General features: G+C 34.5%; 16 protein-coding genes. 7 read left to right on the top strand and 9 right to left on the bottom strand.

From position 1 onward, the window contains the following. Position 1: 1 nt before the first annotated feature. The 3 genes from ICJ85_RS08350 to ICJ85_RS08340 form a co-directional block, all read right to left on the bottom strand. Positions 2 to 907, bottom strand: coding sequence for a TIGR01777 family oxidoreductase (locus ICJ85_RS08350; RefSeq protein WP_188223337.1), 906 nt, complete (start codon positions 905 to 907; stop codon positions 2 to 4). A 194-nt stretch (positions 908 to 1101) separates the two neighbouring features. Continuing rightward, positions 1102 to 1821 carry a tRNA (5-methylaminomethyl-2-thiouridine)(34)-methyltransferase MnmD gene (gene mnmD, locus ICJ85_RS08345; protein WP_188223336.1) on the bottom strand — a complete coding sequence of 240 codons (720 nt, stop codon included), beginning with the start codon at positions 1819 to 1821 and terminating at the stop codon, positions 1102 to 1104. Positions 1822 to 1823: 2 nt separating this feature from the next. Continuing rightward, positions 1824 to 2288 carry a DUF4920 domain-containing protein gene (locus ICJ85_RS08340; protein ID WP_188223335.1) on the bottom strand — a complete coding sequence of 155 codons (465 nt, stop codon included), beginning with the start codon at positions 2286 to 2288 and terminating at the stop codon, positions 1824 to 1826. 94 nt (positions 2289 to 2382) lie between these two features. Here ICJ85_RS08340 and ICJ85_RS08335 point away from each other — a divergent pair, with 94 nt between their 5' ends. Further along, positions 2383 to 3450: a branched-chain amino acid aminotransferase gene (locus tag ICJ85_RS08335; RefSeq protein WP_188223334.1), complete on the top strand. Its 1068-nt coding sequence runs from the start codon at positions 2383 to 2385 to the stop codon at positions 3448 to 3450. 53 nt (positions 3451 to 3503) lie between these two features. On the opposite strand, the gene ICJ85_RS08330 is transcribed toward ICJ85_RS08335, so the two are convergent. Then, entirely contained in the window at positions 3504 to 3890 is a 387-nt protein-coding gene (locus ICJ85_RS08330; RefSeq protein WP_188223333.1) for a pyrophosphohydrolase domain-containing protein, read from the bottom strand. Between the two features lie 515 nt (positions 3891 to 4405). After that, positions 4406 to 6448: a dipeptidyl-peptidase 3 family protein gene (locus ICJ85_RS08325; RefSeq protein WP_188223332.1), complete on the bottom strand. Its 2043-nt coding sequence runs from the start codon at positions 6446 to 6448 to the stop codon at positions 4406 to 4408. Positions 6449 to 6618: 170 nt separating this feature from the next. Here ICJ85_RS08325 and ICJ85_RS08320 point away from each other — a divergent pair, with 170 nt between their 5' ends. After that, positions 6619 to 7659 (top strand): SRPBCC family protein, encoded by a 1041-nt coding sequence (locus ICJ85_RS08320; protein WP_188223331.1) that lies wholly within the window; start codon positions 6619 to 6621, stop codon positions 7657 to 7659. Here ICJ85_RS08320 and ICJ85_RS08315 read toward each other — a convergent pair. Continuing rightward, on the bottom strand, positions 7646 to 8251 hold the full coding sequence (locus ICJ85_RS08315; protein WP_188223330.1) for a DUF1684 domain-containing protein: 606 nt from the start codon (positions 8249 to 8251) through the stop codon (positions 7646 to 7648). The genes ICJ85_RS08320 and ICJ85_RS08315 overlap by 14 nt on opposite strands. Before the next feature lie 235 nt (positions 8252 to 8486). Here ICJ85_RS08315 and ICJ85_RS08310 point away from each other — a divergent pair, with 235 nt between their 5' ends. From ICJ85_RS08310 to ICJ85_RS08295, 4 genes are all read left to right on the top strand, one after another. After that, positions 8487 to 9701, top strand: a complete 1215-nt coding sequence (locus ICJ85_RS08310) for an MDR family MFS transporter (protein ID WP_188223329.1) — start codon at positions 8487 to 8489, stop codon at positions 9699 to 9701. 67 nt (positions 9702 to 9768) lie between these two features. Next, on the top strand, positions 9769 to 10737 hold the full coding sequence (locus ICJ85_RS08305; protein WP_188223328.1) for a YpdA family putative bacillithiol disulfide reductase: 969 nt from the start codon (positions 9769 to 9771) through the stop codon (positions 10735 to 10737). A 233-nt stretch (positions 10738 to 10970) separates the two neighbouring features. Beyond that, a complete protein-coding gene (locus ICJ85_RS08300) occupies positions 10971 to 11390 on the top strand; it encodes a transposase (RefSeq protein WP_317173065.1) in 420 nt (139 codons plus the stop codon). A 189-nt stretch (positions 11391 to 11579) separates the two neighbouring features. Continuing rightward, the gene (locus ICJ85_RS08295; protein ID WP_188223327.1) at positions 11580 to 12596 is read left to right on the top strand and encodes a hypothetical protein; all 1017 of its coding nucleotides are present in this window, start codon (positions 11580 to 11582) and stop codon (positions 12594 to 12596) included. A gap of 213 nt (positions 12597 to 12809) precedes the next feature. On the opposite strand, the gene ICJ85_RS08290 is transcribed toward ICJ85_RS08295, so the two are convergent. After that, positions 12810 to 13253 carry an Lrp/AsnC family transcriptional regulator gene (locus tag ICJ85_RS08290; RefSeq protein WP_188223326.1) on the bottom strand — a complete coding sequence of 148 codons (444 nt, stop codon included), beginning with the start codon at positions 13251 to 13253 and terminating at the stop codon, positions 12810 to 12812. 124 nt (positions 13254 to 13377) lie between these two features. Here ICJ85_RS08290 and ICJ85_RS08285 point away from each other — a divergent pair, with 124 nt between their 5' ends. Further along, positions 13378 to 13773: a hypothetical protein gene (locus ICJ85_RS08285; protein WP_188223325.1), complete on the top strand. Its 396-nt coding sequence runs from the start codon at positions 13378 to 13380 to the stop codon at positions 13771 to 13773. Between the two features lie 242 nt (positions 13774 to 14015). On the opposite strand, the gene ICJ85_RS16650 is transcribed toward ICJ85_RS08285, so the two are convergent. Further along, entirely contained in the window at positions 14016 to 14147 is a 132-nt protein-coding gene (locus ICJ85_RS16650) for a hypothetical protein (protein ID WP_262891400.1), read from the bottom strand. A gap of 230 nt (positions 14148 to 14377) precedes the next feature. Next, positions 14378 to 17800 (bottom strand): methylmalonyl-CoA mutase family protein, encoded by a 3423-nt coding sequence (locus ICJ85_RS08280; RefSeq protein WP_188223324.1) that lies wholly within the window; start codon positions 17798 to 17800, stop codon positions 14378 to 14380. Between the last annotated feature and the right edge of the window lie 72 nt (positions 17801 to 17872).

Genomic DNA, 17872 nt, shown 5'->3' with positions numbered 1-17872 from the left:
ATCATTCCAATAAATCGGCCAATGCAGGTTGTAAATGATGATATTTAAAATAAAAACCTTTATCTTCTATTTTTTTACAACTTACGCGCTGACTGTCAAACAAAATAGTATGCATTTCACCTAAAATCATTTTCATGAAGACTTTAGGTATGTTAGGCATTATTAAAGGCGCATCAACCGTGTTAGCTATAATTTTAATAAGCTCATTATTGGTAACTGGATTAGGGGCTACAGCATTGTAAACTCCTGGTAATTGATGTTTTAAAACATATAAAAACAATTCGGCTAAATCATGAATATGAATCCATGACTGCCATTGCGTTCCCTTACCAAAAGCCGCTCCAACTCCCATTTTCACAGGTTTAAGCATTTCTTTTAAGGCTCCGCCTTTATCAGACAATACCAACCCTATTCGAATTTTAGAAACTATGATATCTAGCTCTGAAAACGCATCGACTTCTGACTCCCAAATTTGAGTAACTTTACTCAAAAAAGAAGTATCTTCTACTTTATAATTTTCTTCGTAATAATTGGTAAGAGAGTCCGGGTAAATACCAATTGCACTAGCGGAGATAACCTGTTTAATGGAGTGCATTTCGCCCTTGAGACTATTAACCAACAAACGTGTAGAATCTCTTCTACTTGATAAGATTTCTTTTTTATAACAAGGTGTCCAGCGTTTTGAAATGCTGGCTCCGGCAAGGTGAATTATAGCATCAACTCCTTCGAAACATTGCGTATCTATTTCCTGAGTTTTAGGATTCCAATAGAACCCCTGATAATCCTCATTCTGTTCTATTTTAGATTTACTGGTCGTTAAATAGTTTACATAAATGCCTTTCTTGAAACAGTGCTTTACTATCTCACTCCCAATCATCCCTGTAGCTCCGGTAATTAAAACCCTCATGTTATATAGTACTTTGTCCTAAAATTACGAAATGCAAATACTACAAACTACAGATTTATGTTAGGTTTAACATAATAGAAGATTAAGAAACAAGCAAACAAACGATTATTAACTTTTGGATTGTTTTAGTAATCTGAGCATTTAGCTTACACTGAATGTTTCGTTGCTCTCAACATTTGAAAAAATTCGAATACTCAGGACTTTTTTGTAGCCCTTAGCATTTCACGCTTTCCTGGTGGACCAGGTAATTTTTCAACACTAAATCCTACAGTTTGCATGGCTCTACGCACACTACCTTTTGCTGCGTAGGTAACCAAAACACCGTTGTATTGAAGTGCTTCGTACATTTTTTGAAAGATATCTTCTGTCCATAATTCTGGTTGAACCCGAGCACCAAAAGCATCAAAATAAATAATATTAAATTGTTCCTTCTCTTTTATTTCTGAGAAGAATCGATTTTGTTTTGTAAGTGAAAAATTTGATGTAATACTATGCCGGTCTTCCCAAGAGACATCGTGCAAATTAATAAAGAGGTTTTCTTTATTAGCAGCATCTAATTTTTCAGGATAATTTAACTGGACTACTTCCTCCTTTTGAACGGGATACCCCTCTACTCCATAATAATCAATTGAACATTTCAGTTTTTCAGCCTCCAATAAAGTAATAAATGCATTCAGTCCTGTTCCAAAACCAATTTCTAATATACTGATGCGAGCTGTTTGTATTCCATTCGACACGACCTTTAATTGAGATTCTGAATCAAGCTCAGAATAACAATAATGATGAAGTCCATATTTAATAAACACATGATATGCTTCCTGAATAGCACCATGCTTCGAATGGTACTGCTCATTCCATTGCGGTAAATGTATAGTAGACGACCCGTCTCCAGTTATAACGACTTCTCTTTCCAATTTTACTGTTTAATTAATACACCTTCGGCTTCAAAGGATAGTGTTCTTTTGGGTTCTGTAATTTTTGCTATTTCTTCCTCAGATTTACCAGCATCCTGAGCATAATGCTGCAATTCATCAACAGGCACTTCATTTACAAACGCTTTACCTTCAATTACAACTTCTTTTCCTTCAATATCCTTTGGCACAAAAAAAGCATATTCTTTAAATTTCACCATCACCTCTTTACCATCTTCCAAATTTAAAGTCATCCAGCAACCTTTAGCTTTGCAAACGTCTTTAACCTCAGCTATTAATTTATAATTTGTACTATCTCCTAGTTGCATTCCGTTATAGGCCTTAGTCATCGATTTTACATTGTTTGCATTTATGGCTGTAATTTCCTTTCCAAACGATTCGTAAGCCACCTTTTCTTTGCAAGAAAATAGCATAAAAAGGCAAATCCATGAAAATAATATATTTTTCATACGCTAAAATTCAATTTTTATTGATTTGTTGTAAATATACTGCTTTTTTAAAAACGTTTTTACTTAAATTTGTAGCATAAAAATAACGCTATTTATGAACTCAATAATCAACGACATAGAGATTATAAAATCAGAAACTACAAAAATAAACGATGTAGATTTTAACAATCTGGCTTTTGGAAGTGTTTTTTCAGACCATATGCTAGAGTGTAATTATAAAGATGAAAAATGGGAAGCGCCAAAGGTAGTTCCTTACCAATCAATAAGTTTAGATCCTTCTGCAAAGATTTTCCATTACGGACAATCGGTTTTCGAAGGTATGAAAGCTTATAAAGATGCCAATGAAGATGTGTATTTATTCCGTCCGTTAGACAACTTTAAGCGTTTAAATATTTCAGCAAAGCGTTTAGCAATGCCTGAATTACCAGAAAACTATTTTATGGATGGTTTAAAAGCTTTATTGGAAGTTGATAAAGACTGGATCCCTAAGCAAGACGGTAGTTCATTATATATACGTCCTTTTATTTTTGCTTCAGGAAGCGGATTTCACGCATCGCCTGCCAACGAATATAAATTCTTAATTTGTACGGCACCTTCTGGTTCTTATTTCTCAGGAAAAGTAAAAGTATTAATCGAACAAACCTATTCGCGTTCTGCCAATGGTGGTGTTGGTTATGCTAAAGCTGGGGGTAACTATGCCGGGCAATTCTACCCAACGCAATTAGCTGTTGAGAAAGGCTACCAACAAGTAATCTGGACTGACGACACTAGTCACGAATACATTGAGGAAGCTGGAGCTATGAACATTTTTGTTCGCATTAACGACACCCTAATTACTGCCCCTACAAGTGATAGAATTTTAGATGGTATTACTCGTAAAAGTATAGTTGAATTAGCTAAAGCGGAAGGCATTAATGTTGAAGTTAGAAAACTTTCTGTTCACGAAGTGGTTGATGCTGCTAAAAACGGAACATTAAAAGAAATGTTTGGAGCTGGAACAGCTGCTGTAATCTCTCCTATTTCCGGATTTGGTTATAAAGACGAAGATTTCGAATTACCAGAATTAGAGGACACTTTTGCTAGCTTCTTAAAGAAACGTATCACAGATATTCAAACGAATAAAGTTGAAGACCCATTTGGATGGAGATACAAAGTAGACTAATTACTTTTGATAATATTGATAAAAAAAGAGAAGCTAAAGTAGCTTCTCTTTTTTTATTTATCTAGAATTGAGGCAATGTTTGGTTTAAAATAATTTGGACCTTTTAGCACTTTACCATCTTCTCGGTAAATAGGCTCACCATTATCCCCCAATTTACTCATATTACTACGCTGAATTTCCTCAAAAACCTCTTCTATTTTATACTGCATGCCATGCTCTATAATAGTACCACATAAAATATACAGCATATCACCTAAGGCATCAGCAACCTCAACCAAATCATTATTATTGGCGGCTTCTAAATACTCTTCGTTTTCCTCCTTCATTAAGTTAAAACGCAAGGTGTTTTTGTCTGAACCTAAATCGGCGGTTGGAGTTTCTTTATGCCCTATTTTAAATGCTGTATGAAATGCCTTTACAGCTTCAATTTTATTCTTCATATATTCAAATATTATTTATCACCAGTCTATTGAAAAGCTAGACTTTTACTTATTTTTGCCTAAAATTAATTATATGTTTAGTAAAGGTCAAATCATTTTCGGAATTATATTTTTTATTGTCTTCTCCATCATTATAGGATTCATGTACCGAAAAGATTTAAAACTACACCGAAAATTCTACAAAGGCAGCATTTGGATGCTATTTGCTTTCATCGGATTTATCCTTTTTATTGTGGCGATTAAATTTTTTTTAAAATAAGACGCAACCTTTTTGCGTTTAATGCATCATATAGGTAACTAACACAAAAACTAAACACTTATGGATGTACTAATTATAATTGGTTGTCTACTTTTAGTCAATGTTTTTTTATTAATTTTTAGTGTCAATAAAAAAACAAAAACAGAACCCTAAAATCTTCCATAAGCTTAACCTACTTATTTTTTAACGTAGCCTTTAAAAAACTAACGTCTTGATTTAAGGATTCTGTTTCCTAATTTATAGTCCTAGAAATATTCTAGTTTACCTCTGGTAAGAAGTTGTAACGATTACTATAATCTAACATTTGCTCATCAAATGTTTCTGGCTGAGTTACCTCAATTGCTGTGATTTCTCCATTGTTATCGGTTACCGGAACCAATACTGGATTTACAAACCCACTATAAGGTGCAGATTTAAACTGAGCGTTACGCTCTAAAACTTCAGCGTGAAGTGTCTGATCTACCTTTACTCCATAACCTTCAACTAAAGCTTCAACAGCCTGAAAATCACCTTCAGATTTTATGCGTTGTGTTTCACGTAATAATTCACCGAAAAGCTTATGTAGTTTTTCATAATCGGTAATATTGAAATATGTTTTACCGTCTCGTGTTATTTTTTCAATCACGTTATCGGCTTGACCTTTTTCGAAAACCCATGCAGATACCCACTGTCTGTTACGCATATGTGCTTCTTCAACATCATCACCTAAATTCAAACGAATTAACTGGGTCATTAAGCCATTTCTAATATATCCATCGTAAGTTGCTTTTCCTACTTTTTGCCAATCTTCAACTAAACCTAACTCCTGTAATTTAGGATCATACAAATAATAAAGTGCTACCAAATCTGCTCGTCCTTCTTCTAAAGTAGACGCATAATTTTTAAGTGTTTCTTTTGTTTCTCCTACTCCTGGATTTAATTGTCCTGAAGCATGCCCTACAACTTCATGTAAAGCCGTATGCAATTTATCACCTAACTGGCCGTAAGCCTCTTCTAACTCTAACTCTTCTTCGTCATTAACAAACTCTTTTAAGCGCTCTGAACCTCCTGCATTATTGTACGATTGTACAATATTACCTAAAGACACAGATTTACTTCCTACAGCTGCACGAATCCAGTTAGCGTTTGGTAAATTTACCCCAATAGGTGTACTTGGAGATGCGTCTCCTGCTTCTCCAGCAACATTTACCACTTTGTATGTTACCCCCACAACATTTTTCTTTTTGTGTTCTTCCATAAGCGGTGAGTTATCTTCAAACCACTGCGCGTTTTCAGAAAGTACAGCCATTTTTTTAGACATATCGAAGTCTTTAATCTGAATAATACTTTCGTAAGAACCTCTGTAACCTAACGGATCATTATACACTTCAATAAAACTATTAATATAATCTACATTACCTTCAGTGGCCGCTGTCCAAGCCACATTGTAATCATCCCAAGTTTGTAAATCACCTGTAGTATAGTATTCAATCAATAATCCTAGAGCATTGGCCTGAGCTTCATTTTCTGCAACACCTTTAGCTAGTTCTAACCACTTGATGATTTCATCTATAGCCTTACCGTATAAACCGCCAGATTTATATTTCAATTCCTTTAAAACACCATCTTCTTTTACCAACTTCGAGTTTAAACCATATGATAATGGCTTTGTCGGGTCTGGTGATTGCATTGCTTTATAAAAATTTTCAACATCTGCATTAGTAACACCCTCGCCATAAAAATTAACAGCAGATGCAGATACATTATCTATGCCCTTAGCTAAATTTACTTTTTTAGCATCTTTATCGTTAAAAATAACGTCGAATGCCTCGCCTTCCAACTCAGTATCGGTTTCAGCTAAAAGCATCTTTAAATACTCCGATGAAAACTCTGGCTTCAATTTATCGTTTGAATAATGGTGATGGATACCATTACTAAACCACACACGTTTCAAATACACCACAAAAGCATTCCAGTCGTCAGTCGTTTTATCACCTTCATAATTGTTATAGACCTGCTCTAGAGCCTCACGGATTTTAAGATTATGCTTGTAATTCTGATCCCAGATAATGTCTCGTCCAGAAAGTCCTGCCTGCGTTAAATAATATACTAACTTTTGTTCTTTAAGCGATAAATTCTCCCATCCCGGAATCTGGTATCGCAATACCTTAATGTCTGCAAATTGCTCGACATTATAATTAAATGGGGTTTCTGCAATCTTAACTTCTGTAACCTCTTCTGTTGTTTTAGCTTTATCATTACCACAAGAAAACAATGTAGCAGAAACGAAAGCAACACCCAGTATTTGTTTGAAATTCATTTGTTTGGAGTTTTAGTTCGAAAAGGAGGCTATTTAACAATTAAAGACAATTACCTCATTCTCGTTATTAAATTTTTATTTTAAAGTCTACAAATGTAATAATTTCTCAACAAGAAATATTAATTCCTTATCTTTGATAGTGTAAATACTTCTCTAAAAAACAGAACAATATGAAATCTTTTAAATACATATTATTCTTATTGTTAATTGCTGTTATTGGCACGTCTATTTATGTAGCTATTCAACCTAACACCTTTGAAGTTAGTAGAACACGAACCATTCAAGCCCCGGCATCGGTTATTTACAACAACGTGATTGACTTTAAAAACTGGAAAGACTGGTCGTCTTGGGTTGAAGCCAATCCAGAAATGAAGCTTATTTACCCCGAGCAAACCTCTGGAATTAATAGTTCGTACTCCTGGGAAGACGACAGCGGTCAAGGTAGTATAACCACGCTTGAAACTTTACCAAACGCTACCATAAACCAAGAAATGCAAATTGCAGATTTTCCTGCGTCAAAAATAAACTGGGTATTTAATCCAAATAAAGACGGCTCTACCAATGTAACCTGGAGTATTTATGGCAGCGACCTACCTTTCGGGTTTAAAGCTTACACTGCCTTTACAGGAAGTATGGAAGAGCAATTAGGTCCACATTACGAACGTAGTCTTGAAAAATTAGACAGCATTGTTTTAGCAAGCATGGAAGTATATAGTATAAAAATTAATGGCATAACAAGTTATGCAGGGGAACACTTTTTATATAATTCCACCACCTGCGAAATAAGTGAGTTTGAAGACAAAATGCAGGACATGTTTAACCAAATTATGTCTTATACTAAAGAACATAATATATCTATGTCTGGAGCTCCATTTGTAAACTACTCCCAATGGGACGAGGTGAATAATACGGCCGAATTCTCTTGTTGTGTGCCCATAACCGAAGAACTAACACCTAAAAATAGTAATATTTTAATTGGCAACATTGAACCTTTTAGGGCCTTAAAAACAACTTTAAAAGGCGATTACCGTAATTTAAAAGAAGCCTGGGAAACCGCTTTAAAATATATTCCTGATACTGGATTAGAATTTGCTGAAGATGGACCAATGTTGGAAGTTTACATTACAAACCCCGACAATAATCCCAACCCTGCCGACTGGATTACGGAAATTTATATTGCCATTAAAGAAGACCCTGTTAATGCTTTTTAAAAGCCTTCACTCCCGCTTCAATACGCGTTTGTATATAGTTTTCTCTGGGAACGATTGGGCAAGAATATTTATCGTTATAAGCACAATATGGATTATAAGCTTTATTGAAATCAATAATCATGGTATTTCCTGAAGGAATTCGAGCATCAATGTAACGTCCGCCACCATAACTGTCTTCACCACTGGTTTCATCAAAAAAAGGTAAAAACAAATAATCTTCATAACCTTCTTTAGTCATTAATTCTTTATCCTGATAAATGTTCAATTTGAATGATTGTCCTTTTAAGTGAAAATGTAAAATCCCGTAAACTCGTTTTTCTGAAATACGACTTGTCGTGGTTTTCATAGGCACAAATTTTGAATCAGGCTTCAACTCTAAAGTCGCCTTAACAACATATGTTGAGTCATTTTTAAAGAATTCCAAACCTTCAAAAGTCTTTCGATCTTCATCTTTTAAGGGCGACGTTGTCGCATCCTTATATTCTGCATTCAACTCACGCTGAAATTCAGTTTCTCCTAAGTGGTACTGCTTTTTAACTTGACAACCTACAGTGCCGAAAACAAGTACTAATAACATTAAAACATACTTCATTCAAATAAATTTTAATTTCAAAAATACAACTTCCAATTATTTTCTATAAGTTTGTATTTCAAAAATTTAGACAATGCGCTATATGATCACAATTTGTAAAAAGCAATATACCTCTGTGAGAGAACGAGGTCGGGCTTGCTATATATTGTGGTGATATTATTATAAAATTATATTACAATGTATTAAAAGTCCGACTTAAACGTCGGACTTTTTTATTTTTAACGCCTAACCAACAATGAAAACACTTTATAAAAACTACATAAACACCTTTAAGGGGCTGTCGGATGAAATCTGGTGGCTAGCACTCATTACGTTTATAAATCGTGCCGGAACCATGGTAATTCCCTTTTTATCACTTTATTTAAAAGAAGATTTAAATTTTAGTGTTAGTCAAGTAGGGTGGATTATGAGTGCCTTTGGTTTAGGTTCGGTTGTAGGATCATGGATTGGCGGTAAGCTTACCGATAAAATAGGCTATTACAAGGTTATGGTTAGAAGTTTATTAGCTACAGGAGTGCTGTTCATTGCGTTGCAATTTCTAAACACTTTCGTTTCGCTATGTATTGGAATCTTTATTGTTATGATGGTTGCCGATGCCTTTCGTCCTGCCATATTTGTGGCGCTTAATACCTATAGTAAACCTGAAAATAAAATCCGTTCATTAACCTTAATTCGTTTAGCTATTAATCTTGGCTTTTCGGCGGGTCCCGCTATTGGTGGTATGATTATTACTGGTCTTGGCTATGCAGGTCTTTTTTGGGTAGATGGTATTACATGCGTCCTTGCTGCACTGGTTATGATTAAAGTTTTAAATCCTAAAAAAGCTAAAGTACTAGATGAATTAAAAAACGACAATCCAGTTTCAGTTTATAAAGACCACGCTTTTTTGGTGTTTTTTATAGCCATGGTATTATTTGGCATTGTTTTTCTACAATATTTTTCATCAATCACCATTTACTATAAAGATGTGCATTTGTTAAGTGAATTTGAAATTGGTTTAATTTTAGGCATGAATGGTTTTGTAATTTTTATCTTTGAAATGCCATTAATTAAATGGTTAGAAAGAACAGCTTTTACCAAACTATGGCTAGTGTTTTTTGGGGCCGTACTAACAGGAATTAGTTTTTTAATTTTAAACTTTACATCCTGGTCTGGCATTCTGATTATTGGTATGCTACTGGTAACTTTTGGTGAGATGGTTGCCTTTCCGTTCTCGAATGCTTTTGCTATAGAGCGTGCTAAAAAAGGGAATCAAGGCGAATATATGGCCTTGTATTCCATTTCGTTTTCAGTAGCTCATATTTTTGGGCACAATGCAGGTTTACAGCTATCTGCAGGCATAGGCTTCGAAAACACTTGGTACATTATTACCGGTTTAGCCTTTATATGTGCGGTACTTTTATTTAGTTTAAATCGACGATTGAATAATTTAAAAAAAATACAGCTGTAAGTTGAAGCAAAAATAAAGACCTAATAATTTTAATAAATAACAGCAGGTTAACGACATAAAAATTTAAATGAAAAATATATTAGATGTTTTAATTATTGGTGCAGGCCCAATTGGTATTAACTGTGCCTTGGAATGTAAAAAACGAAACTGGAATTATGTAGTGGTTGAAAAGGGAGCGTTAACCAACTCCCTTTTCAATTACCCTAAAAACATGACCTTCTTTTCAACATCTGAAAAATTAGAGATTGACGAAATTCCGTTTATTAGTAATAACCCAAAACCAAATCGAGATGAAGCTTTAGAATATTATCGACGTGTAGTGACTTCAAACAAACTAAATATTCACTTGTATGAAACCGTAAAGCATATTGAAAAGATGGAAGATATTTTTAAAGTGTCTTCTTCTAAAACTGAGTATTTAGCAAAAAAAGTAATTATCTCCACTGGGTTTTACGACATCCCGAAACTTATTGGTGTGCCTGGAGAAGATTTGCCTAAAGTCACGCACTATTATAAAGAAGCGCATAACTATTCACTACAAAAAGTCATTGTTGTTGGAGCCAGTAACTCATCGGTTGATGCGGCTTTAGAAATTTGGCGTAAAGGCGGGGAGGTAACTATGGTGGTGCGTGGTGAAACCATTGGCGAACGTGTAAAATACTGGGTGCGTCCAGACATTATTAACCGTATTAATGAAGGTAGCATAAAAGCATATTTCAATTCTGAAATTACCAAAATCAATGAAGAAAGCGTAGAAATTAAAACCCCTAAAGGCAATCTTACTTTAGAAAATGACTATGTGGTTGCGCTTACAGGTTATGTTCCTGATTTCGATTTTTTAAAACAAAGTCAAATAGAATTATCAGAAGACGGAAGAAACATTCCGAGCTACAATCCCGAAACCATGGAATCGAATATTGAAGGTTTATATTTAGCCGGTGTGATATGTGGCGGCAATGAAACCCATAAATGGTTTATTGAAAACTCCAGGATTCACGCCAAGCTTATCGCCGAACATATTGAAAGTTTAAATTAAAATCAGGAAAATGGATTTACAACATAAGCCATCTGCCGAGTTACCGCACGATTGTATCTTGTGGTCCAAGATTTAAAGATAAAATGAGTAGAAACTATAAATTCCATAATCCAGAAGGGCTATACTTTGTAAGCTTTGCTGTTGTTGCATGGTTTGATGTTTATACTAGAAATCAATACAAAGATATAATTTTAGACAGTCTATCATTTTGCCAAGCCAACAAGGAGATGTAAATTATAGCTTGGTGTATTATGAGTAACCATATGCACTTAATTTTTAGGAGTATTAAGGTCGTGAAGCCTGAACTATTATTAGGGGATTTTAAAAGGTTTACGAGTAAAACCATCGTAAAAGCCATACAAGAAAACTATAAAGAAAGTCGAAAAGAATTTTTATTGGAAAAATTTAAAATGTATCAAACCAATCATCAAACGTCAAGGATTATCTGTTCTGGCGACATAATAATAACCCCATATAGTAAAAAGTTACGAAGCAATAAGGTTATCAAAGAAAAGATAGATTATATACACAATAACCCTGTTAAGGCTGGTTTAGTTTACAAAGCTGAAGATTATGTATATAGTAGTACTACTGATTATGCAGGAGAAGAAGGTTTGATTAAAAATATTTTGATATTTGAGTACTATGGTTAAAAGTTATAAAACAAAACCACACGATACAATCGTGCGGCAGCGAGGGTTGGAAAACTTGTTTATTAATAACCCTATTATTTCTGAAAGGCTAACTAAAACCTTTGGAAGAACAATTGAGGATGCAGACGATTTGATAGACGCCTTATCCAATGACATAATATTTAATAAAATTTTTGAAATTGTAGAATAATGTATAAAGAGGTATTAAAATTAAATGGAGGAGTTCCTGAATTTTATCGTGATAAAATTATGGGGTTAAAGAAAAAAGAAAAGTATCTTAAACTTGTTGAGTATGATAGCCAGTTTAATACTGTATGGGATTCTTTTGAAGACAAAATAAATAATTTTATACTAAAAGGAAACGATGTAATATACACTGTATACAATGAAAAAACAATTTCAAGAAAAATAACTGATTTTTCTTTGAATTATGTATTAGAACACCCTCTAATAATTTTTAAAAAAAATTGTGATGATAGATACTTTTATGGAAACAACAAAAGGTTAGGGTTTATCAAATTTGACTTACTAAAAGGTAAAGTGAAAACAATATACAGAGAAAAAAAAATTGAAGGGTTAATTGAATTGATTCAAGATTACATTGTACGTATATATTCAGGTCAATTGTTTGTATATAACAAAACAGAATTCTCCCTTTTATGGCAGAAAGATTTCTCTAAAATTGCAGAATACCAGGAAATAGATGGATCAATAGAAACTGGAGAAATTAGAGAAGTTTATAACTATAAAGACACCATTGCAGTGCTAACCCAACTATATGTTTTTAAGATTGATATTCTAACGGGGGGAATTATTTCCCAACAAAAATTACCATGGGGTTTTATGGCCTTGTCCATCCATAAAAATAGGGCTTATAGTTGCTATGGCTTTCACTTTATAGAAATAAATTTAGACACTCTGGAGGTTATTAACTTTCAACGTATGGAATATGAGGAACATAAAAACAAGCCGCATTTTGCCATTATGAACCACCCGGTTTATCATGAGGGCTTGGTATTTCATGCGGTTAGGTTGGAAGGGGGGCTACACTGCGTTGGAGCCATTGATCCAAATACTGGGAAAAGGGTTTGGATACACCCTATAGGTGTTTATGATATCAATAGCATTGCCTTTCATGAAGATAAAATGTTTGTTCATGATATAGATGGTACTCTCCATATATATGAAAAAAATAAATACGCTTAATTATTTCTATAAATCATTCTCTTTGATTAAAACAATAAATTTTAATAATAAAGATCTTGAGAAAAACTCATGATTTACCCCGCCAGTAAGAGCATAAGGATCGTGGCAGCAAAAGTAAGAAGCAAAACAGAATAACCACAAGAGTGTATTATTACGAATAATTCAACCCTTAACAACCTAATGCAATCTAGCGTCTGTAGAGGATTCCTTACTCTACTTTAACGGTTTTATTTCTTTAAATCTTGTGACGTGAGACAATACAATTTGCGTTTTTGTTTCCCCATAAATAATCAACTGATCGATAAACATTTCTAGATGCTTTTGATTTTTAAGCACGACTTCCATAACAATGTTTTCGTTTCCTGTAATTCGGTAACAATTCAAAACCTCATCATAAGTTTTTACCTTTTCTAAAAAAGGTTTTAACTTACCTATAAAAGCGCGCAAAGTAATTATTGCTTTTAATTGATATCCCATATCTAAGGGTGAAACTACAGTTTTATATCCTAAAATAATTCCAGCATCTTCCATTTTCTTAATACGTTCGGAAACTGCAGGCGAACTTATCCCAACTTGTCGTCCTATTTCGGCATTTGAGAGTCTTGCATTCTGCTGTAAACACTTCAAAATCTTCCAGTTAAGCGCATCTAAAACCATTCAAAAGATAAATTACGTTAAAAAATTAAATATTAAAGTAAATATACAATTTTACTTTAAATCTTAAAGAAGAATATGAACACTTGTCTGTAATTTTGATAAAAACGCTAAAGAGAAAAAGATTATGTCACGCAATACCCCACAAAACCTATCGGAATTACCGATTTATAAAAAAGCGATAGAAATTTTCGCACTATCACAAAGCATTTCATCGTACTTAAACCACGATTTATCAGACCTTAAACCAGATGGTTCTGAAGATAGTAACATCTATTTTTCAGGGGATATTGTTCAGCAATCTATCTCATTAGCTCCAGAAATTGCTAATGTAGAATTAGAACGTTACACCGAAAAAAGACACAAACATATTGCTGCCTTAAAACGCTTAACAAACAAGTTATACAGAAATTCGTATCGTTTAGAAAAATCGAACAGCAACGGTAAAGACTTTTTACCTATTTTACGTAGTGAATTGAAAAAATTCAAACAATTACAGCGTACTTGGTTATTAACATTATAACCCAAGGTGTCATTTTCTCTTTTCTTTCTAATAACATCCCAATTCATAAAAAATAAAAAAGCAGAATTAATACTAGCAACACTTGCTAAGATTAATTCTGCCTTCTAAACAGTTATTTAAACCGCTTTAAAAGTTCGTCTTTTTTAGCTATAACTTATTCCTAAGATTCTAAGTCTTTTGAATATTAGCCCGTTAAAAATAAAAGTAATGTTCTACGTATAAATCTCCGGTATTAAATAAATTTAACTTGCTTTATCTAACTTAACTATGTAACTATCAATTTCATAGTATTTCTCCGATTTAATAACGTTTAATAACCAGTCGATGTGATTCTCAGACCTTCTGTTAAAATTGTAATTTAAAGTTGCTTCCATAATAATGTATTTTTAAATTGAACATATTATTGACTTTTAGAGAACATTTAAGATACCTAAGAAACACACTGAAACATAAATTTCTAGTTAATCAGTTCATTTAAATCTTTAATTTGCAACATTTTACAAAAAATCACGATAAACTACACACCTATTTCTCAACTATATAGCATAAAAAAATCCCGAACTCAGGTTCAGGATTTCATAATCTATTAGGAAAAAACTAGCGTTTACATATTTCTACGATACTGCCCTCCTACTTCAAATAAAGCTTCTGTAATTTGCCCCAAAGAACATACTTTAGTAGCTTCCATTAATACTTCAAATACATTTTGGTTTTGAATAGCTGCTTCCTGCACTTCAGATAAAATGCTTTCTATACGACCTTCATATGTTTTATGAAGATTCTCCAATGTTTTTATCTGGAATTGCTTTTCATCTTCGGTAGCGCGAATCACTTCTTTTGGTTGAATTGTTGGCGATCCTTTACTACTCAAGAAAGTATTCACACCAATAATCGGGAATTCACCATTATGTTTCAACGTCTCGTAATACAAGCTTTCTTCTTGAATTTTACTACGCTGATACATGGTTTCCATAGCCCCTAAAACACCGCCACGTTCCGTAATGCGATCGAATTCTGCCAATACAGCTTCTTCCACTAAATCGGTTAATTCTTCTATTATGAATGAGCCTTGAATAGGGTTTTCATTTCTTGCTAAACCTAACTCTTTATTAATTATTAATTGAATGGCCATAGCACGACGCACAGATTCTTCAGTTGGCGTAGTAATGGCTTCATCGTAAGCATTTGTGTGTAACGAGTTGCAGTTATCATAAATAGCATATAACGCCTGAAGCGTAGTACGGATATCGTTAAAATCGATTTCCTGAGCATGTAAACTTCTACCTGAAGTTTGAATGTGGTATTTCAACATTTGCGCTCGCGGATTAGCACCATACTTTTGTTTTAAAGCTTTAGCCCAGATTCTTCGAGCCACGCGACCTATAACCGCATATTCTGGATCGATACCATTAGAAAAGAAAAATGATAAATTTGGCCCAAACTTATTAATATCCATACCCCTGGACAAATAGTATTCTACGTAAGTAAATCCGTTAGATAAGGTCAACGCTAACTGTGTAATAGGATTTGCTCCGGCTTCCGCAATATGATATCCAGAAATAGATACCGAATAAAAATTACGCACGTTATTTTCAATAAAATACTCCTGAACGTCTCCCATTAATCTTAACGCAAATTCCGTTGAAAATATACAGGTATTTTGCGCTTGATCTTCTTTTAAAATATCTGCCTGTACCGTTCCTCTAACCTGAGCAATGGTTTTAGTTTTAATCTCATTATAAACGGCTCCTGGCAACACTTGATCTCCGGTAACACCCAGCAGCATTAACCCTAAACCGTCGTTACCTTCAGGCAATTCACCATTATATTTAGGACGCTCGACACCTTTTTCTTTATAAATCGCTTCAATTTTGTCTTCTACCTCTTTTTCAAGACCTTGCTCCTTAATATATAATTCACATTGCTGATCGATAGCTGCATTCATAAAGAAGCCCAGTAACATAGGTGCAGGGCCATTAATCGTCATACTCACTGAAGTCATGGCATCAGCAAGATTAAATCCGGAATACAGCTTTTTAGCATCATCTAAACAACAGATACTCACCCCTGCATTCCCTATTTTCCCATAAATATCCGGACGGTAATCCGGGTCGTTACCATACAAGGTTACACTATCAAAAGCCGTAGATAAACGCTTGGCTGGCATACCTAAACTCACATAATGAAAACGGCGGTTTGTACGCTCTGGCCCACCTTCTCCGGCAAACATGCGTGTTGGGTCTTCCCCTGTACGTTTAAACGGATACAACCCTGAGGTATACGGAAATTCTCCCGGTACATTTTCTTGTAAAGTCCAACGAAGAATATCTCCCCAAGCCTGATACTTTGGCAAAGCCACTTTTGGTATTTGCGTATGCGATAAGGATTCAGTATGTGTTTCAATCTTAATTTCCTTATCACGAACTTTAAACGAATAAATCGGATTTTTATACTTGTCAACTTTCTCACTCCACCCAGTAATGACTTCCCAGTTATAAGGATCAAGGTTCATTTTTACACGGTCGAATTCCGCTATCAATAACTTTACAAAAGCTGAATTATCTTCAGTGATTGTTAACGCTTCATTATCAATTCCAGACTTATCTAACTCAGGAACTTCTCCGACTACCGATTCAATCGTTTTATAGATTCCGTATAACCTTTGAGCCACTTCAACCTGTTCAACAACCTTTTTATCATAAGAGCGATTGGTTTCTGCAATTTCCGACAAATAACGTGTTCGGCTTGGTGGAATGACAAAAACCTTTTCACTCATTTCTTTCGAAATTTCGAACGTAGACTGTAAATCGACTCCGGATTTTTCAGCAATCTTATCCATCACCGCTTTGTAGAGTGAATTCATACCCGGATCGTTAAACTGTGAAGCAATGGTTCCAAATACTGGCAAGTCATCCTGATTCACTTCCCATAATTCATGATTACGCATGTATTGTTTTTTCACATCGCGCAAGGCATCTAAAGCGCCACGCTTATCAAACTTATTTATCGCCACTAAATCGGCGAAATCAAGCATATCGATTTTCTCTAATTGTGTAGCAGCACCAAATTCAGGAGTCATGACATATAAAGACACATTACTGTGCTCGATAATTTCGGTGTCGGATTGCCCAATACCAGAAGTTTCTAAAACTATTAAATCGTAATTGGCTGCCTTTAGCACTTCAATCGCTTCATTCACATGCTGCGATAAAGCAAGATTCGATTGGCGCGTTGCCAAACTACGCATATACACTCTGGAATTATTAATGGCATTCATACGAATACGATCGCCTAAAAGTGCACCTCCTGTTTTACGTTTTGAAGGATCGACAGAAATAATTCCAATGGTTTTCTCTGGAAAATCGATTAAAAAACGACGAACTAACTCATCAACCAAAGAGGATTTTCCTGCTCCTCCTGTTCCTGTAATTCCTAAAACCGGTGTATTACAGGTTTTATTTTTACCATGTATAATTTCTAAAGTCTCTTTGGCTACTTCCGGAAAATTTTCAGCCGACGAGATTACACGAGCAATCGATTTTGGATTTTTTGCTTCCAAATCATTCACTTCTCCATTTAGCGAATCGCCAACCGCAAAATCGGATTGTTCGACTAAATCGTTAATCATACCTTGCAGCCCAAGTTCCCTTCCATCATCCGGCGAATAAATACGAGTAATCCCATAATCCATCAGTTCTTTGATTTCCTCAGGAAGGATTACACCACCTCCGCCACCAAAAATCTTGATGTGTGACGCGCCTTTTTCCTTTAACAAATCGTACATGTACTTAAAATATTCGTTATGCCCGCCTTGATAAGACGTCATCGCAATAGCATTGGCATCTTCCTGAATGGCTGTATTTACAACCTCTTCAACACTTCTGTCGTGTCCAAGATGAATGACTTCAACACCGGTAGATTGAATAATTCGGCGCATGATATTTATCGCAGCATCATGACCATCGAATAACGAGGCCGCTGTAACAATTCTAACTTTATGTTTTGGTTTATAAGGAGCTGTACGCATCTTTTCAGTATAATTAAATAAAACTATTATATATGCGTCAAATTTACGAAATATTCAAAAAATTCAACTATT

The sequence above is a fragment of the Aestuariibaculum marinum genome (assembly GCF_014596975.1).
GTDB lineage: Bacteria > Bacteroidota > Bacteroidia > Flavobacteriales > Flavobacteriaceae > Aestuariibaculum > Aestuariibaculum marinum.
This window is presented reverse-complemented; position numbering and strand designations above follow the sequence as displayed.

Coding starts and splice junctions, on each gene's coding strand:
- ICJ85_RS08295 (WP_188223327.1), top strand. CDS start 11,580: ATGTATAAAGAGGTATTAAAATTAAATGGAGGAGTTCCTGAATTTTAT.
- ICJ85_RS08330 (WP_188223333.1), bottom strand. CDS start 3,890: ATGAAGAATAAAATTGAAGCTGTAAAGGCATTTCATACAGCATTTAAA.
- ICJ85_RS08325 (WP_188223332.1), bottom strand. CDS start 6,448: ATGAATTTCAAACAAATACTGGGTGTTGCTTTCGTTTCTGCTACATTG.
- ICJ85_RS08350 (WP_188223337.1), bottom strand. CDS start 907: ATGAGGGTTTTAATTACCGGAGCTACAGGGATGATTGGGAGTGAGATA.
- ICJ85_RS08320 (WP_188223331.1), top strand. CDS start 6,619: ATGAAATCTTTTAAATACATATTATTCTTATTGTTAATTGCTGTTATT.
- ICJ85_RS08310 (WP_188223329.1), top strand. CDS start 8,487: ATGAAAACACTTTATAAAAACTACATAAACACCTTTAAGGGGCTGTCG.
- ICJ85_RS16650 (WP_262891400.1), bottom strand. CDS start 14,147: ATGGAAGCAACTTTAAATTACAATTTTAACAGAAGGTCTGAGAATCAC.
- ICJ85_RS08315 (WP_188223330.1), bottom strand. CDS start 8,251: ATGAAGTATGTTTTAATGTTATTAGTACTTGTTTTCGGCACTGTAGGT.
- ICJ85_RS08335 (WP_188223334.1), top strand. CDS start 2,383: ATGAACTCAATAATCAACGACATAGAGATTATAAAATCAGAAACTACA.
- ICJ85_RS08340 (WP_188223335.1), bottom strand. CDS start 2,288: ATGAAAAATATATTATTTTCATGGATTTGCCTTTTTATGCTATTTTCT.
- ICJ85_RS08280 (WP_188223324.1), bottom strand. CDS start 17,800: ATGCGTACAGCTCCTTATAAACCAAAACATAAAGTTAGAATTGTTACA.
- ICJ85_RS08285 (WP_188223325.1), top strand. CDS start 13,378: ATGTCACGCAATACCCCACAAAACCTATCGGAATTACCGATTTATAAA.
- ICJ85_RS08305 (WP_188223328.1), top strand. CDS start 9,769: ATGAAAAATATATTAGATGTTTTAATTATTGGTGCAGGCCCAATTGGT.
- ICJ85_RS08290 (WP_188223326.1), bottom strand. CDS start 13,253: ATGGTTTTAGATGCGCTTAACTGGAAGATTTTGAAGTGTTTACAGCAG.